Annotated in this window: 16 protein-coding genes; 2 read left to right on the plus strand and 14 right to left on the minus strand. The window is 71.5% G+C overall.

The genetic code is table 11. From position 1 onward, the window contains the following. Positions 1-50 precede the first annotated feature (50 nt). From metK to pyrR, 14 genes are all read right to left on the minus strand, one after another. Positions 51-1,238, minus strand: coding sequence for a methionine adenosyltransferase (gene metK, locus HHX30_RS01565; protein ID WP_169978570.1), 1,188 nt, complete (start codon positions 1,236-1,238; stop codon positions 51-53). Positions 1,239-1,425: 187 nt separating this feature from the next. Further along, on the minus strand, positions 1,426-1,794 hold the full coding sequence (locus HHX30_RS01570) for a hypothetical protein (protein WP_169978572.1): 369 nt from the start codon (positions 1,792-1,794) through the stop codon (positions 1,426-1,428). A 69-nt stretch (positions 1,795-1,863) separates the two neighbouring features. Beyond that, positions 1,864-3,159, minus strand: a complete 1,296-nt coding sequence (gene coaBC, locus HHX30_RS01575; RefSeq protein WP_169978574.1) for a bifunctional phosphopantothenoylcysteine decarboxylase/phosphopantothenate--cysteine ligase CoaBC — start codon at positions 3,157-3,159, stop codon at positions 1,864-1,866. A 17-nt stretch (positions 3,160-3,176) separates the two neighbouring features. Continuing rightward, entirely contained in the window at positions 3,177-3,440 is a 264-nt protein-coding gene (gene rpoZ / locus HHX30_RS01580; RefSeq protein ID WP_169944735.1) for a DNA-directed RNA polymerase subunit omega, read from the minus strand. A 13-nt stretch (positions 3,441-3,453) separates the two neighbouring features. Continuing rightward, a complete protein-coding gene (gene gmk, locus HHX30_RS01585) occupies positions 3,454-4,014 on the minus strand; it encodes a guanylate kinase (protein ID WP_249349518.1) in 561 nt (186 codons plus the stop codon). Positions 4,015-4,136: 122 nt separating this feature from the next. Further along, positions 4,137-4,460, minus strand: coding sequence for an integration host factor, actinobacterial type (mihF, locus tag HHX30_RS01590; protein ID WP_169978578.1), 324 nt, complete (start codon positions 4,458-4,460; stop codon positions 4,137-4,139). 286 nt (positions 4,461-4,746) lie between these two features. Beyond that, positions 4,747-5,445 carry an orotidine-5'-phosphate decarboxylase gene (gene pyrF, locus HHX30_RS01595; RefSeq protein ID WP_169978580.1) on the minus strand — a complete coding sequence of 233 codons (699 nt, stop codon included), beginning with the start codon at positions 5,443-5,445 and terminating at the stop codon, positions 4,747-4,749. Beyond that, positions 5,442-6,416 (minus strand): dihydroorotate dehydrogenase, encoded by a 975-nt coding sequence (locus HHX30_RS01600; RefSeq protein WP_169978582.1) that lies wholly within the window; start codon positions 6,414-6,416, stop codon positions 5,442-5,444. The genes pyrF and HHX30_RS01600 overlap by 4 nt, the downstream gene beginning before the upstream one ends. Before the next feature lie 21 nt (positions 6,417-6,437). Further along, complete coding sequence (locus HHX30_RS01605) at positions 6,438-7,295, minus strand: dihydroorotate dehydrogenase electron transfer subunit (protein ID WP_169978584.1); 858 nt, start codon at positions 7,293-7,295, stop codon at positions 6,438-6,440. A 183-nt stretch (positions 7,296-7,478) separates the two neighbouring features. Further along, positions 7,479-10,757 carry a carbamoyl-phosphate synthase large subunit gene (gene carB, locus HHX30_RS01610; RefSeq protein WP_169978586.1) on the minus strand — a complete coding sequence of 1,093 codons (3,279 nt, stop codon included), beginning with the start codon at positions 10,755-10,757 and terminating at the stop codon, positions 7,479-7,481. Beyond that, on the minus strand, positions 10,750-11,865 hold the full coding sequence (carA, locus tag HHX30_RS01615; RefSeq protein WP_169978588.1) for a glutamine-hydrolyzing carbamoyl-phosphate synthase small subunit: 1,116 nt from the start codon (positions 11,863-11,865) through the stop codon (positions 10,750-10,752). Before carA ends, carB begins: the two co-directional genes overlap by 8 nt. Then, complete coding sequence (locus HHX30_RS01620) at positions 11,862-13,163, minus strand: dihydroorotase (protein WP_169978590.1); 1,302 nt, start codon at positions 13,161-13,163, stop codon at positions 11,862-11,864. Before HHX30_RS01620 ends, carA begins: the two co-directional genes overlap by 4 nt. A gap of 29 nt (positions 13,164-13,192) precedes the next feature. Next, positions 13,193-14,128: an aspartate carbamoyltransferase catalytic subunit gene (locus HHX30_RS01625; RefSeq protein WP_169978592.1), complete on the minus strand. Its 936-nt coding sequence runs from the start codon at positions 14,126-14,128 to the stop codon at positions 13,193-13,195. After that, positions 14,125-14,682, minus strand: coding sequence for a bifunctional pyr operon transcriptional regulator/uracil phosphoribosyltransferase PyrR (pyrR, locus tag HHX30_RS01630; RefSeq protein WP_169978594.1), 558 nt, complete (start codon positions 14,680-14,682; stop codon positions 14,125-14,127). The genes HHX30_RS01625 and pyrR overlap by 4 nt, the downstream gene beginning before the upstream one ends. Before the next feature lie 435 nt (positions 14,683-15,117). Between pyrR and HHX30_RS01635 the strand changes: the two genes are divergently transcribed. Both HHX30_RS01635 and HHX30_RS01640 read left to right on the plus strand, forming a co-directional pair. Continuing rightward, the gene (locus HHX30_RS01635; RefSeq protein WP_030508976.1) at positions 15,118-15,612 is read left to right on the plus strand and encodes a transcriptional regulator; all 495 of its coding nucleotides are present in this window, start codon (positions 15,118-15,120) and stop codon (positions 15,610-15,612) included. A gap of 135 nt (positions 15,613-15,747) precedes the next feature. Next, complete coding sequence (locus HHX30_RS01640) at positions 15,748-16,992, plus strand: arginine deiminase (protein WP_169978596.1); 1,245 nt, start codon at positions 15,748-15,750, stop codon at positions 16,990-16,992. Positions 16,993-17,052: the final 60 nt, after the last annotated feature.

Consider the following 17,052-nt stretch of genomic DNA (forward strand, 5'->3'; position numbering starts at 1 on the left):
GGCGGGCGCCGCCGGGGGCGACGGTGGTCGCCGTGCTCGTCAGGAGCGGGTCACAGGCCGGCGGCCGTACGCAGGGCGTCGGCGCGGTCGGTGGACTCCCAGGAGAAGCCCTCACGGCCGAAGTGGCCGTAGGCGGCGGTCTCGGAGTAGATCGGGCGCAGCAGGTCGAGATCGCGGATGATCGCGGCCGGACGCAGGTCGAACACCTGGAGCACCGATTCCTGGATCACGTTGACCGGCACCTTCTCGGTGCCGAACGTCTCGACGAACAGGCCGACCGGCTGAGCCTTGCCGATGGCGTAGGCGACCTGGACCTCGCAGCGGTCGGCCAGACCGGCCGCGACGACGTTCTTGGCGACCCAGCGCATGGCGTAGGCGGCCGAGCGGTCGACCTTGGACGGGTCCTTGCCGGAGAACGCGCCGCCGCCGTGGCGGGCCATGCCGCCGTAGGTGTCGATGATGATCTTCCGGCCGGTGAGCCCGGCGTCGCCCATGGGACCGCCGATCTCGAAACGGCCGGTCGGGTTGACCAGCAGGCGGTAGCCCTCGGTCTCGATGTCCAGGTCGGCCAGTATCGGCTCGACCACGTGCTCGCGGATGTCCGGGGTCAGCATCTCCCGCAGGTCGATCTCCGGGGCGTGCTGGGTGGAGACGACCACGGTGTCGAGGCGGACCGGCCGGTCGCCGTCGTACTCGATCGTGACCTGGGTCTTGCCGTCCGGGCGCAGGTAGGGAACCGTGCCGTTCTTGCGGACCTCCGACAGCCGCCGGGCCATCCGGTGCGCGAGCATGATCGGCAGCGGCATCAGCTCGGGGGTCTCACGGCAGGCGTAGCCGAACATCAGGCCCTGGTCGCCCGCGCCCTGGCGGTCGAAGTCGTCGGCGCCCTCGCCCTCACGGTGCTCGTAGGCGTCGTCCACGCCCTGCGCGATGTCCGGCGACTGCGCGCCGATGGACACCGACACGCCACAGGAGGCGCCGTCGAAGCCCTTGTGGGAGGCGTCGTACCCGATCTCGAGGATCTTCTCGCGGATCAGGGCGGGGATGTCGACATAGGTCTCCGTCGTCACCTCGCCGGCGACGTGGACCTGGCCAGTGGTGATCAGCGTCTCGACGGCGACCCGGCTCTTGGGGTCGTCCTTGAGCATGGCGTCGAGAATCGCGTCACTGATCTGGTCGGCGATCTTGTCCGGGTGGCCCTCGGTGACCGACTCGGAGGTGAACAGGCGACGGGACAACTCAGGGCTCCTCATGCAGCGGCTGCTGACGTCCATGAGTGATCGGCGGTAGAGCCCGAGCCCTACCGCGGCCACTCGATGCTCACGCGAGTCTAGCCCTAGGCGCTGCGGAGCGGCGAAGCCGTCCGGGTTCCGGTCGCAGGGTCAGCAGTCCGGGAGAAGGCCTGCCGTTCCCCTGGACGGCGGGTCAGAGGTCCGGTAAGGGATCTCTGGGCAGGTCACCGGGCGAGAAGGCCTCCGCGTCCGCCGCCGCGACCACGGCCGCGTACTCGTCGTCGACCTCCAGGGTCATCCCGCCGATCTCGATCCGGGGGCCCGACCCGAACTCGAGCGGCCCGAGGCGGGTGCGGCGGGGGTAACGGGCCCACACTCCGGACGGCTCGTCCCTGCTGAACATCTTGGTGGACAGCAGAGTGATCGAGCGGTCCGTCACCACGACGAGGAACCCGATCGTGGCGGGGGGCGGCAGGGCCACCGCGGGAAACACGTAGCGGATGTCCTCGCCGGGGCCGAGCATCGCCCGGCAGCGCTCCCTGATCGTGGCGGACACCGGCATGACGATCGCTCCCTCGATGCAGGGCCTGCGGGGGGCGGGGCGGGCGCCCGCGCCGGCACCACACGAAGGTCAGGCGAGACGCTGCGCCACCAAATCCCACACTACGTCGGCGAGATCCTCTTTGGGACCCCTCGGAATGTCCACGGAGTCGCCCTCCGCCGTGAGGACGACGGCCGCGTTGTCCAGCGTGCCGAACGCCAGGTTCTCCCCGACCTGGTTCACCACGAGCAGGTCGCAGCCCTTGCGCCGCAGCTTGGCCCGGCCGTTGGCCAGGACGTCGTCGGTCTCCGCCGCGAAACCCACGATCACCCGGGGACAGGGCCCGCCGGGCGCGGCCTCCCCCGGGGCGCCCGCGCCGTTCCCGGCTCCACGCCCGCGGCCCGGCGCCTCGTACGGCCCGTCCCCCACGACGTACGCCTCCCGCCTGGCCCGGCGGATCTCACCCAGCTCGGCCAGGATGTCCGGATTTTTCACCAGATGGATTGGATCGGGCTCGGCGGACGACTTCTTGATCTTGGTGTCGCTCTGCCGCACGGGCCGGAAGTCCGCGACCGCGGCGGCCATCACGACCGCGTCGGCGTGCTCGGCCGCCGCGAGGACCGCGTCGCGCAGCTGCCGTGCCGATTCCACCCGCACGACCTTCGCGCCCGCGGGATCGGGCAGCGTCACGTTGGCCGCCACGAGCGTGACCTCCGCGCCCCGGGCGACGGCCGTACGGGCGAGGGCGTACCCCTGCAGCCCGGAGGACCGGTTGCCGATGAAGCGCACTGGGTCGATCGCCTCGCGGGTGCCGCCCGCCGAGACGACGACGTGCCGCCCGGCCAGGTCCTCGCGCCCGCCCGCCAGCACGCGGCGGCACACCTCGAAGATCTCGGCGGGGTCGGGCAGCCGCCCAGGACCGGTGTCGGCGCCGGTGAGCCTGCCGACGGCGGGCTCGATCACGATCGCGCCGCGCTCGCGCAGAGTCGCCACGTTCGCCCGCGTGGCCGGGTGCTCCCACATCTCGGTGTGCATCGCGGGCGCGAACACCACCGGACAGCGCGCCGTGAGCAGGGTGTTGGTGAGCAGGTCGTCGGCCATGCCGTGCGCGGCCCTGGCCAGCACGTCCGCCGTCGCCGGGGCCACGACCACCAGGTCGGCCGACTGCCCGATGCGCACGTGCGGCACCTCGTGCACCGACTGCCACACCTCGGTGGTCACCGGATTGCCGGACAGCGCCGCCCAGGTCGGCTCGCCGACGAACCGCAGAGCGTCCCGGGTCGGCACGACACGCACGCTGTGTCCCGACTCGGTGAAAAGGCGGAGCAGCTCGCAGGACTTGTAGACCGCGATGCCGGCGCTCACGCCCAGCACGACAGAGGTCATCGGATCGAAGCGGTGGCTCAGCCCTCGATGGGCTCGGAGGTGAGCAGACCCTCGGAGACCTCGCGCAGGGCGATGGACAGCGGCTTCTCCTGGGCGTGGGTCTCCACGAGGGGCCCCACGTACTCCAGCAGGCCCTCGCCGAGCTGAGAGTAGTAAGCGTTGATCTGGCGCGCCCGCTTCGCACCCATGATCACAAGGCTGTACTTGCTGTCGACGATGTCGAGAAGCGCGTCGATCGGCGGGTTGGTGATGCCTTCCGCGTAGGCGGAGCTGCTTGCCACGTCAGTGATTCCCCTAGCTAGGTGAGTTTCCCATCAAGGCTATCAGCCGGTGGCACACGTCCTTGACGGACGTGTTGACGATCGTGAGGTCGAACTCCTTCTCCGCCGCCAGCTCGATCCGGCCCGCGTCCAGACGGCGGGCGATCACGTCGGGAGGCTCGGTGCCGCGGCCGCGCAGCCGGCGCTCCAGCTCCTCCCAGCTGGGCGGGGCCAGGAACACGAGCAGGGCCTCGGGCATCGTCGTGCGCACCTGCCTGGCGCCCTGCAGGTCGATCTCCAGCAGGGTGGGGACGCCTGCCGCCAGCTTCTCCAGCACCGGCCGCCTTGGCGTGCCGTACCGGTTGCCGGCGAACTCGGCCCACTCCAGAAGCTCGCCGGAGGCGACGAGTTCGTCGAACTCGTCGTCGGTGGCGAAGAAGTACTCCACGCCGTGCCGCTCCCCCGGGCGGGGCTTCCTGGTTGTCACCGAGACCGACAGCCACACCTCGGGGTGGGACCGCCGGAGCTCGGCGACGACCGTGGACTTCCCCACACCCGACGGACCGGAAAGGACCGTCAGGCGCGGGCGAGGCAAGGAGTCACCGCCGCGTGCCCGGAACTCGCTGGTCGCGACTGCCTCGTGGGCCCGATCTCCAGCGGACCGGGACGTGTCGGTCACTCCGTACCCCCGTGAAACTCGCTCGTACGCCGCCGAGATCAGTTCTCGGCGCCGCCGAACTCGCGCTCCAGGGAGGCGCGCTGGTTGGCGCCGAGACCCCGCACGCGGCGGGATTCGGCGATACCAAGGCGCTCCATGAGCTGCTTGGCGCGGACCTTGCCGACGCCAGGGAGCGACTCCAGCAGAGCCGAGACCTTCATCTTGCCGATGACGTCATCGGTCTGCCCATCCTTCAGCACCTCAGCCAGAGAAACCGCGCCGTGCTTGAGTCGGTTCTTGACCTCGGCACGCTCCTTGCGTGCCTTGGCAGCCTTCTCAAGAGCTGCGGCGCGCTGCTCGGGGGTCAGGGGAGGAAGAGCCACGCCGGGTCACCTCGAATTTCTTGTCGATGTACTCGGACGATGGGGGAAACTAGCTGGTCTTGGCCGTAACGGCAACGTCAAGGGCGGGTTCTGCGACGACAAAATTGATTTTACTACTTTTGGTATTCGAAAAGTTACTCTTCGTAGATCAAAACCGCCTCAGCAGGCCCGGAACCGAATGACGCTTGGTGACGGGCGCGTGAGACGTTCACGGGCCGGGAACGGCCGGGCGCGGTCGCCTCCGGGCGGCTTCGCGGCTCCGGCCTGGCGTGCCTCGGGCGAGCGGTCAGGGGCTCACGCGGCGCAGCGCGGCGGCGATCCCGGCGGCCGCCGCGCCGGGGTCGGGGGCCCCCGTGATGGGCCGTCCGATCACGAGGAGGTCGGCCCCCTGTGCGATCGCCTCCTCCGGGGTGGCCACCCGCGCCTGGTCCTGGGTGTCGGCGCCGGCGAGCCGCACGCCCGGGGTGATGAGCGTCACGTCCGGGCCGACCTCCGCGCGTACGGCGGCGACCTCCCGGGGGGAGCAGACGAGAGCCTGGGCGCCCGCCCCGACGGCCACGGCGGCCATACGGCGCACGAGGTCCTCGGGGGGTCCCTGGATGCCGATCTCGCGGAGATCGGCCTCGGAAAGCGACGTCAGGAGCGTCACGGCCGCGATCTGGGTGCTGGGGGCCGCCTCGACGGCCGCCCTGACCATCGCCGCCCCCCCGGCGGCGTGCACGGTGAGGTACGTCGGCTTGAGCCGCGCGACCGCCCGGGCGGCGGCGCCGACCGTGTTCGGGATGTCGTGCAGCTTGAGGTCCAGGAAGACCCGCACGCCGCTGGCGCCGCGGACCGAGGCGATCACGTCGGGCCCGTACCGCAGGTAGAGCTCCAGGCCGACCTTCACCGTGGAGACGTGCGGGGTCACCAGGCCGGCCCAGCGGGCCGCGGTCTCCAGGTCGGGCGCGTCCAGGGCGACGGCGATGGGAGCGGGCGTGGTCAAAGCGAACTCTCCTCGAGGTCTGTGCGTGGTCGTGGTTGCGCGCCCGCCGGCCGGTGGGCCAGGCCCACCGCGTCGGCGAGCCGGTCGAACCCGCGCTCCTGCAGAAGCTCCTCGAGCTCCCTCAGGACGCGCGGGCAGGCGTAGGGGTCGTGGAACAGGGCCGTGCCCACCGCGACGGCACAGGCGCCCGCCAGGACGAGCTCAAGGGCGTCCCTGCCGGTCGTCACGCCGCCCATGCCCACGATCGGCACCCCGGGCAGCGCCGCGTGGACCTGCCAGACGCAGCGCACGGCCAGGGGCCGTACGGCGGGGCCGGACAGGCCTCCGGTGCCGGCCGCGAGCGCGGGACGCATCGTGTCCACGTCGATGCTCATCCCGACCGGGTTGTTGATCATCGCGAGGGCGTCGGCGCCGCCGTCCACGCACGCCCGTGCGACCGCGACGATGTCCGCCACGTCCGGGGACAGCTTGGCGATGACCGGCACCTCGTACGGCGTGGCCGCGCGCACCGAGGCCACGACCTCCGCCGCGGCGGACCCGTCGCGGGCGAACACCCTGCCGCGGTCCTCGACGTTCGGGCACGACAGGTTGATCTCCACGGCGGTGATGCCGTCGACCCCGGCCAGGCGCCGCGCCAGCGCGGTGTACTCGGTCACGGTGCCGCCCCCGATCGACACCACCGTGCGGGCCCCGCGCTCGACCAGCCAGGGCAGCTCGCGCTCCAGGAATCCGTCGACGCCCGGGCCCTGCAGGCCCACGGCGTTCAGCAGCCCTGAGGGGGTCTCGGCCATCCGCGGCGTCGGCCGTCCCGCGCGGGGGGCCATGGTGATCGACCGGGTGACGAACGCGCCCAGCCGGTGGACGTCGGAGAAGTGGGCCAGCTCGCGGCCGGTCCCGCCGCAGCCGGAGGCGGTCAGGACCGGGTTGGGCAGCTCCACGTGCGCCAGGTAGGTCCGGAGGTCGGCCGTCACCGCCGGTCCCCCCGTCCCGGCTCAGGCATGCCGCCCGCCGGGCGCGCCCAGCGCGTCGAACGGGATCGTCCCGACGTCGTCGAACCGCACCCGCTCGCCCCGGAACACCGGCCCCTCGGTGCAGGCGCGGACCATGCGGGTCACGCCGTCGTCTCCGATGACGGGCACGACGCACGTCATGCAGACGCCGATGCCGCAGGCCATGGACTCCTCCACGGCCACCTGCACGGGGATGCCGAACTGGGCGGCGACCGCCGTGACGCCGCGCAGCGTCGCCATGGGCCCGCACGCGTAGACCGCGTCGGCCCGCGCGTCGGCGATCACCCCGGGCAGCACGTCGGTCACCGTGCCGCGCATGCCGAGCGAGCCGTCCTCGGTCGTCAGCGTGGTCGTCTCGCCCATCCGGCGCGCCCGCAGCGCCCCGAAGACCCGGTCGGCCGACGGCGCGCCCAGCACGAAGTCGACGCGGCAGCCCCGCTGCTGCAGCGCGTCCCCCAGCGCGAACAGCGACGCCGAGCCGTGCTCGTCGCCGACCAGTACGCAGGTGCAGGGGTCGCGCGGCAGGGGGAAGGGGCGGCCGAGCGGTCCGACCAGGTCGAGCGTGTCGCGCGCTTTCCGGTCGGCGAGCCAGGCCGTCCCCGCGCCGCGCACGCCGAAGACGAGCTCCACCGTGCCACCGTAGTCCGGCTTCACGTCGTGGACGGCGAAGGCCCGCCGGGTGAGCATCGAGGAGTCGCGGCCTCCGACGGCGACCGTGACGAAGTGGCCGGGCCGGAAGCGGTCGGCGATGCCCGGCGCGACGACGGTGAGCGCATGGTAGGCGTCCACCCGGCGCGTCGTCAGCACCGTGCCCGTGACCTGAACCGGACTACCGGCCACTCCCTGCTCCTTTGCGCTCGCTCCGCTCGCGGCTAGGGGCGCCTAAGCTGGCCTGGTCGTGCCGAAGGCGCGCGGTGTATCCAGCCCTCGTCGCTCCGGGTCGCTCGTACCTCGCTCCCCTCGCTCCTCAGTCCAGATCGCCAGCGCGCCCTCCGCGCTCATGGCGCACTCGGCTGTCCCGGGCTAGTCTCGCAGCCTCCTGGCGTGTTCCTGCAGGGAACGCACGTCGATGTCGCCTCTGACGATGTGCTGGATGCCCTGGACGGCGGCCGCCAGGCCCTGGACGGTCGTGATGCAGGCGATGCCGCGGTTGACGGCTGCGGTGCGGATCTCGTACCCGTCCAGGCGCGGCCCGGACTGGCCGGGGCTGCCGAACGGCGTGTTCACGATGAGGTCCACCTCCCCGTCGAGGATGCGCCGCACGATCGTCGGCTCGCCCTCGGGACCGGCGCCGTCGCTGTGCTTGCGCACGATCTTGGCATGGACGCCGTTGCGGCGCAGCACCTCGGCGGTGCCCTCCGTGGCCAGGATCTCGAAGCCGAGGTCCGCCAGCGCCTTCACGGGGAAGATCATGGCCCGCTTGTCCTTGTTGGCGACCGAGACGAACGCCCGGCCCTTGGTGGGCAGCGCGCCGTAGGCCGCCGACTGCGACTTGGCGAAGGCCGTGCCGAAGAACTCGTCGATGCCCATGACCTCGCCGGTCGAGCGCATCTCCGGCCCGAGCACGGTGTCCACGCCGCGGAACCGGTTGAACGGCAGCACCGCCTCCTTGACCGCGACCGGCGCGTCCAGCGGCAGCGTGCCGCCGTCGTAGTCGGCCGGCAGCATGCCCTCGGCGCGCAGCTCGGCGATCGTCGCGCCCAGCATCAGCCGCGCCGCCGCCTTGGCCAGCGGCACCGCCGTGGCCTTGGACACGAACGGCACCGTACGGCTGGCCCTGGGGTTGGCCTCCAGGACGTACAGCACGTTGGAGGCCATCGCGTACTGGACGTTCAGCAGGCCGCGCACGCCCACGCCGCGGGCGATGGCCTCGGTGGCCGCGCGGATCCGCTTGACGTCGAAGCCGCCCAGCGTGATCGGCGGCAGGGCGCAGGCCGAGTCGCCGGAGTGGATGCCGGCCTCCTCGATGTGCTCCATGACGCCGCCGAGGTAGAGCTCCTCGCCGTCGAACAGCGCGTCCACGTCGATCTCGATGGCGTCGTCGAGGAACCGGTCGATCAGCACCGGGTGCTCGGAGGCCGCCTTCGCCATGTACGCCGCGAGGGTGTCCTCGTCGTACACGATGGCCATGCCGGCCCCTCCGAGCACGTACGACGGCCGGACGAGCACCGGGTAGCCGATCTCCTCGGCGACGGCCTTAGCCTCGTCCACGGTCGTCGCCGTGCCGTGCTTGGGCGCGGGAAGCCCGGCCTCGGCGAGGACCCGGCCGAACGCGCCCCGGTCCTCGGCGAGGTGGATCGACTCGGGCGAGGTGCCCACCACGGGCACCCCGGCGTCCTTGAGCGCCTGGGCGAGCCCGAGCGGCGTCTGGCCGCCGAGCTGCACGATGACGCCGGCGACCGGCCCGGTCCCCTGCTCGGCGTGCACGACCTCCAGGACGTCCTCCAGCGTGAGCGGCTCGAAGTAGAGCCGGCCGGAGGTGTCGTAGTCGGTCGAGACGGTCTCGGGGTTGCAGTTGACCATCACGGTCTCGTAGCCGGCCTTGGCCAGCTCGAACGACGCGTGCACGCAGGCGTAGTCGAACTCGATGCCCTGGCCGATGCGGTTGGGCCCGCTGCCCAGGATGATCACCTTGGGCCGGTCCCCCACCGGCACCTCGGTCTCCTCGTCGTACGTCGAGTAGAGGTACGGCGTGCGCGCGGCGAACTCGGCGGCGCAGGTGTCCACGGTGTTGTAGACGGGCCGCAGACCGAGCTCGTGGCGCGTGGCCCGCACCTCGGTCTCCGGCACGCCCAGGATCTCGGCGATCTGCGCGTCGCTGAAGCCGTGCCGCTTGGCCAGCTCCAGCGTGGGCCGGTCGAGCGCGGTGATCGACCGGGCGACCTCGTCGATCGCGAAGAGCTGGTCGACGAACCACGGGTCCACCTTCGTGGCCTCGTGGACCTGCTCGGGCGTCGCGCCCGCCCTGATGGCCTGCTGCATCGTGCGCAGCCGTCCGTCGTGCGGCCTGCGGCAGGCCTCCAGGAGCTCGTCCAGGTCGCCGGGCTCGCCCGCCCAGCCGAACGACGACCCCTTCTTCTCCAGCGACCGCAGCGCCTTCTGCAGCGCCTCCGGGAAGGAGCGCCCGATCGCCATCGCCTCGCCGACCGACTTCATGTGGGTGGTCAGCGTCTCGTCGGCCCCGGCGAACTTCTCGAACGCGAACCTGGGCACCTTGACCACGATGTAGTCGAGGGACGGCTCGAACGACGCCGGGGTCTCCTTGGTGATGTCGTTGGGGACCTCGTCGAGGGTGTACCCGATCGCGAGCTTGGCGGCGATCTTGGCGATCGGGAAGCCGGTGGCCTTGGACGCCAGCGCCGACGACCGCGACACGCGCGGGTTCATCTCGATGACGATCATCCGGCCGGTCTCCGGGTCGACCGCGAACTGGATGTTGCAGCCGCCGGTGTCGACGCCGACCTCGCGGATGACCGCGATCGCGACGTCGCGCATGTTCTGGTACTCGCGGTCGGTCAGGGTCAGCGCGGGCGCCACGGTCACGCTGTCGCCGGTGTGGACGCCCATCGGGTCGATGTTCTCGATGGAGCACACGATGACCACGTTGTCGTTGCGGTCCCGCATGACCTCCAGCTCGTACTCCTTCCAGCCGAGGATCGACTCCTCCAGGAGCACCTCGGTGGTCGGGGAGGCGTCCAGGCCGGCGCCCGCGATGCGGCGCAGCTCCTGCTCGTCGTGGGCGAAGCCGGACCCCGCGCCGCCCATCGTGAAGCTCGGGCGGACGACGACGGGGTAGCCCAGCTCGCCGGCCGCGCGCAGGCACTCGTCCATCGTGTGGCAGATCGCGCTGCGCGCCGACTCGGCGTTGAGGCCGTGCTCGACGGCGACCTTCGCGACGATCTCCTTGAACCGCTCGCGGTTCTCCCCCGCCTGGATGGCGTCGATGTCGGCGCCGATCAGCTCGACGCCGTACTTGCCGAGCACGCCCGCCTCGTGCAGCGCCACGGCCGTGTTGAGCGCGGTCTGGCCGCCCAGCGTGGGCAGCAGCGCGTCGGGCCGCTCCTTGGCGATGATCTTCTCGACGATGTCCGGCGTGATCGGCTCGACGTAGGTGGCGTCGGCGAACTCCGGGTCCGTCATGATCGTGGCGGGGTTGCTGTTGACCAGGATGACCCGGAACCCCTCGCTGCGCAGGACGCGGCAGGCCTGGGTGCCGGAGTAGTCGAACTCGCACGCCTGTCCGATGACGATCGGGCCGGAGCCGATCACCATGACGGACCTGATGTCCGTACGCTTAGGCACCCTTGGCCCCCTTCTTGTCCATCAGCTCGCAGAACTCGTCGAACAGGTACGCGGCGTCGTGCGGCCCCGCGGCCGCCTCGGGGTGGTACTGCACGCTGAACGCCGGGCGGTCCAGCAGGCGCAGCCCCTCCACGCAGTCGTCGTTGAGGTTGACGTGGCTCACCTCCGCCGCGCCGTACGGCGTCTCGAAGGGCCCGTCCAGCGGCGCGCGCACGGCGAAGCCGTGGTTGTGCGCGGAGATCTCGACCTTGCCGGTCCTGCGGTCCTGCACCGGCTGGTTCACCCCGCGGTGGCCGTACCGCAGCTTGTAGGTACCGAGGCCGAGCGCCCGTCCGAGGATCTGGTTGCCGAAGCAGATGCCGAAGAACGGCACGCTCTCGCCCAGCACCTCGCGCAGGGAGTCGACCGCGTAGCCGGCGGCGGCGGGGTCGCCGGGGCCGTTGGAGAAGAAGACGCCGTCGGGGTCGAGGGCGAGGATGTCGGCCGCCTTGGCGGTCGCGGGCAGCACGTGCACCTCGCAGCCCCGCTCGGACATCCGCTGCGGCGTCATGGCCTTGATGCCGAGGTCGACCGCGGCGACGGTGAAGCGCTTGCGGCCGACGGCCGGCACGACGTACGGCTCGGGCGTGCTGACCTCGCGGGCCAGGTCGGCGCCCTCCATGCCGGGCGCGCGCCGCACCCGCTCGACGAGCTCGGCGACGTCGCCGCCCTCGCTGAAGACGCCCGCGCGCATCGCGCCGCGCTCGCGCAGGTGGCGGGTGAGGGCACGGGTGCCGGGCATCGCGATCCCGACGACGCCCTGGTCGCGCAGATATTCGTCGAGCGTCCTGCGGGAGCGCCAGTTCGAGGGGATCCGCGACGGCTCCCGCACCACGTAGCCGGCGACCCAGACCCTGCGGGACTCGGGGTCCTCGTCGTTGACGCCGGTGTTGCCGATGTGCGGGGCGGTCATCGCCACGATCTGCCGGTGGTAGGAGGGGTCGGTGAGCGTCTCCTGGTAGCCGGTCATGCCGGTGTTGAAGACCATCTCGCCGAACGTCTCGCCCACGGCGCCGTACGGCGTTCCCTCGAAGACGCGTCCGTCCTCGAGCACGAGCAGGGCTGTCATACGAGCTTCCCTTCGAGAACGGTGGGGCGGCCGCGCAGGAACGTCGCGACGACGCGGCCGGGCAGGGTCAGCCCCTCGTAGGGGGTGTTGCGGCTTTTCGACACCATCGCGGCGGGGTCCACGGGCTGCCGGCCCGACGGGTCGTACAGGGTGACGTTGGCGGGGGCGCCGGGCTCGATCGGGCGGCCGTGCCCGGTCAGGCGTCCGATCCTCGCGGGCCGCGCCGACATGCGGTCGGCGACGCCGGCCCAGTCGAGCAGGCCGGTCTCGACCATGGCCTCCTGGACCACGGACAGGGCGGTCTCCAGGCCGATCATGCCCATGGCCGCCGCGGCCCACTCGGTCTCCTTGTCCTCGACCGGGTGGGGCGCGTGGTCGGTGGCCACGCAGTCGATCGTGCCGTCGGCCAGCGCCTCGCGCAGCGCCCGCACGTCCTCGGCGGTGCGCAGCGGCGGGTTCACCTTGTAGATCGGGTTGTACGGGCCGAGCGGCGAGCTCTCCGCGCAGGAGTCGGTCAGCAGGAGGTGGTGCGGGGTGACCTCGGCGGTCACGTCCCAGCCCTTCGACTTGGCCCAGCGGATGATCTCGACCGAGCCCGCGGTGGAGACGTGGCAGACGTGCAGCCGGGAGCCGACGTGCGCGGCGAGCAGGCAGTCACGCGCGATGATCGCCTCCTCGGCGACCGCCGGCCAGCCGGTCAGGCCGAGCCTGGCCGACACCTCGCCCTCGTTGAGCTGGGCGCCCTCGGTCAGCCTCGGCTCCTGGGCGTGCTGGGCGACGACGCCGTCGAACGCCTTGACGTACTCCAGCGCCCGGCGCATCAGCACGGCGTCGGACACGCACTTGCCGTCGTCGGAGAAGACCCGCACGCGGGCCGCGGAGTCGGCCATCGCGCCGAGCTCGGCGAGCTGGCGGCCCTCGAGGCCGGAGGTCACCGCGCCCACGGGCTGCACGTCGCAGTGGCCGTGCTCCTGGCCGAGCCGCCAGACCTGCTCCACCACGCCGGCGGTGTCGGCCACGGGGGAGGTGTTCGCCATCGCGTGGACGGCGGTGTACCCGCCGCGCGCCGCGGCCTGGGTCCCGGTCTCGACCGTCTCGGCGTCCTCCCGGCCGGGCTCGCGCAGGTGGGTGTGCAGGTCCACCAGGCCGGGCAGGGCGACTAGCCCGTCGGCGTCGACCGTCTGGTCGGCCCTCGCGCCCGCGAGGTCGCCGGTCTCCGCCACGACGCCGTCGCGCAGCAGGATGTCGCTCGGGGCGCCGCCCAGGATCCGGGCGCCCCTGATGAGGATGGTGCTCACAGCCGTCCCCTCGTGAAGGTCGTGGGTGCTCATTCGGCGCCTCCGATCGCGGGCTCGGATCCGCCGAGCAGCAGGTAGAGAACGGCCATCCGGACGGTCACGCCGTTGGTGACCTGCTCGACGATCGTCGAGCGCGGCGAGTCGGCGACCTCCGCGGAGATCTCCATTCCGCGGTTCATCGGGCCGGGGTGCATGACGACGGCGTCGTCGTGCAGGCGGGCGAAGCGGTCGCGGTCGAGGCCGTAGCGGCGGCTGTACTCCCGCGCCGAGGGGAAGTAGGCCGCGTTCATGCGTTCGAGCTGGACCCGCAGCATCATCACGACGTCCGACTTGGGCAGCACGGCGTCGAGGTCGTAGGAGACCTGGCAGGGCCACGTCCCGACCGCGACCGGCAGCAGGGTCGGGGGCGCGACCAGCGTCACCTCCGCGCCGAGCGTGTGCAGCAGCAGCACGTTGGACCGGGCGACCCGGCTGTGCAGCACGTCGCCCACGATGGCGATCTTCAGGCCCTCCAGCCGGCCCAGCCGACGGCGGATGCTGAAGGCGTCGAGCAGCGCCTGGGTGGGGTGCTCGTGGGTGCCGTCGCCGGCGTTGACCACGCTGCCGCGCACCCAGTTGGCCAGGCGGTGCGGCGCGCCGGAGGCGCTGTGCCGGATGACCACGGCGTCGGCGCCCATGGCCTCCAGGGTGAGCGCGGTGTCCTTCAGCGACTCGCCCTTGGACACGCTCGATCCCTTGGCCGAGAAATTGATCACATCGGCCGACAGGCGCTTGGCCGCGGCCTCGAACGAGATGCGGGTCCGGGTGGAGTCCTCGAAGAAGAGGTTCACCACCGTGCGGCCGCGCAGCGTCGGCAGCTTCTTGATGGACCGCTGCGAGACCTGGGCCAGTTCCTCGGCCGTGTCGAGGATGAGGAGGGCGTCGTCGCGGGTGAGGTCGCCGGTCGAGATCAGGTGCCGCTTCATCGGTCGTCCTCCTTGATGAGCACGACCGCGTCGCGCCCGTCCGTCTCCTCCAGGAAGACCTTGACCTTCTCGCTCTTGGAGGTCGGCAGGTTCTTGCCGACGTAGTCGGCGCGGATCGGCAGCTCCCGGTGGCCGCGGTCGACGAGCGTGGCGAGCTGGACGGCCCTGGGCCTGCCCACGTCGTTCAGCGCGTCGAGCGCGGCGCGCACGGTGCGGCCGGAGTAGAGGACGTCGTCCACCAGGACGACGGTCCTGCCGTCCACGCCGTCCGGGGGCAGTTCGGTGCGGCCGAGCGGGCGCGCGGGCCGCAGGCGCAGGTCGTCGCGGTACATCGTGACGTCGATGGCGCCGACGGGAACCTTGATCCCCTCGAACTGCGCGATGCGCCCGGCGATGCGCTGCGCGAGGGTGGCGCCGCGGGTGGGGATGCCGATCAGGACGACGCTCTCCGCGCCCCTGGTCCGTTCGAGGATCTCGTGTGCGATCCGGGTGAGCGCCCGGTGGATGTCGGGCCCCTCCAGGACGGCGCGGGCCGGATTTCGGGCATCAGACATGAAAAAGTCACCACCTTTCCCGCCTCACGGGACGGGTCTTAAAGGGTGTTCGGTCTGCTTAGAGTATCAGGGCCGTCTGCGAACCCCCCTCCCGCCAGGGGTGATACACCCCCGGGGCCGCTCGCCGGCGGCGTGGGGAGGACGCGACGGGAGACGTGCCGGTTACGTATCGGGGATCGGAAGCCGCATCGCGCCGGGTGTCGGGGATTTCGGGGAGAGCACTGTTTGACGCTCTTTTTTCCAATCAGCTTGACCTTTGGGAGTGTCGGCTTTACCGTCACTGTCCGTAACCACAACACGCGACCTTCCTGGGTAAAACCCGACGCAGCGGTCACCGAAGGTGCCGGTCACAGGCACCAGCCCCGGTGTTCGGAACGCTTAGGACAAGGGCGCACAATCAAGTGAGAAGAGACATAGAAAGCCGGGGGCCACACGATGCCGTCTGACTACGCCAAGTCGCTGGGCGCGCGCCTGCGCGCCATCCGGACCCAGCAGGGGTTGTCCCTGCACGGTGTGGAAGAGAAGTCCCGCGGACGGTGGAAGGCCGTCGTCGTGGGCTCCTATGAGCGGGGCGACCGCGCGGTGACCGTGCAGAAGCTCGCCGAGCTCGCGGATTTCTACGGAGTGCCGGTGTCGGAGCTTCTTCCCGGCGGAGCCGCCCCCAGTCCGCTCGCGCCCGCGCCCAAGCTGGTCATCGACCTGGAGCGCCTGTCGCAGCTGCCGAAGGACAAGGCCGGCCCGCTGGCGCGTTACGCCGCGACGATCCAGAGCCAGCGTGGCGACTACAACGGCAAGGTGCTGTCCATCCGGCAGGAGGACCTGCGCTCGCTCGCGGTCATCTACGACAAGTCGCCGGTCGAGCTGACCGAGGAGTTCATCCACTGGGGTGTGCTCGACGCGGAGGCCCGCCGCGCCGTCGAGTCCTTCTGACCTCCTGCCCGGCTCGTACGCGGCTCCCCGTCACGGTGCACGAATCACGCCCTGCCGCGTGTGGCTCAGACGGCGCCACCGCACCGGGGAGCCGCCGGTACGAGTGATTCCCGCCACGCGGGGATAGTGCAGGACATGACGTTTTACGTGGGCTCCGAGGTGGGCAGGCTTCGCCGCGTCCTGGTCGACATACCCGAACTCGCGCTCAAGCGGCTCACCCCGGGCAACAAGGACGGCCTGCTGTTCGACGACGTGCTCTGGGTGCACCGCGCGCTGGAGGAGCACCGCGAGTGGTGCGACGTGCTCGCCGGGCGCGGCGTCACGGTGCACCACCTCGGCGACCTCCTGCGCGAGGTGATCGAGATCCCCGACGCGCGCAAGCACATCCTCGACGGCAGCGTCGACGAGCACTGGTTCGGCCCGCTGACCGCCGACGCGATCCGCAACACGCTCGACTCACTCGACGCCGACGCGCTCGCACCGCTGCTGACCGGCGGGATCACCAAGCGCGAGATCATGGAGCTGGGCTGCGACCCGGGCTCCATCACCTTCCACACCCTGGCGATGGACGACTTCGTCCTCCCGCCGCTGCCCAACCACCTGTTCGCCCGCGACACCTCCTGCTGGGTGTACGACGGGGTGTCGATCAACGCGATGCGCAAGAAGGCGCGCAGGCGGGAGACCGTCAACTACGAGGCCGTCTATCGCTGGCATCCGCTGTTCGCCGCGGGCTACGGCAACCCGGACGACGGCGGGTTCAACGTCTGGTACGAGGGCGTGCGCATGGCCCCGGCCACCATCGAGGGCGGCGACGTCCTGGTGCTCGGCGGCGGCGTCGTGCTCGTCGGGGTGAGCGAGCGCACCCAGCCGCAGGCGGTCGAGATGCTGGCCACCAACCTGTTCCGGGCGGGGTCGGCGACCCGCATCGTGGCGCTCGACCTGCCCAAGACCCGTGCGTTCATGCACCTCGACACCGTGATGACCAACGTCGACGTGGGCGTGTTCACCAAGTACGCCGGGCTCGGCATGCTTCCCTCGTACACGGTGGAGCCGGGCGACACCGACAAGGAGCTGAAGGTCACCGACCACCCGCCGGAGGACATGCACAAGGCGATCGCGCGGGCCCTCGGCCTGGACGACATCAAGGTCCTCACGCCGACGCAGGACGTGCACGCGGCCGAGCGCGAGCAGTGGGACGACGGCTGCAACGTGCTGGCACTGGAGCCGGGTGTGGTCGTCGCCTACGAACGCAACACCACGACCAACAACCACCTGCGCAGGCACGGCATCGAGGTCATCCCGATCCGCGGCAGCGAGCTCGGCCGCGGACGCGGCGGGCCCCGGTGCATGAGCTGCCCCCTGGAGCGCGACCCCGTCTGAGCACCCGCGGCCCGCCCACGGCAGGAGCGGACCTGAGACACCGCGCGGCGGCCGGTCATC

Source organism: Microbispora sp. H10836, from assembly GCF_012999525.1.
Lineage (GTDB): Bacteria > Actinomycetota > Actinomycetes > Streptosporangiales > Streptosporangiaceae > Microbispora.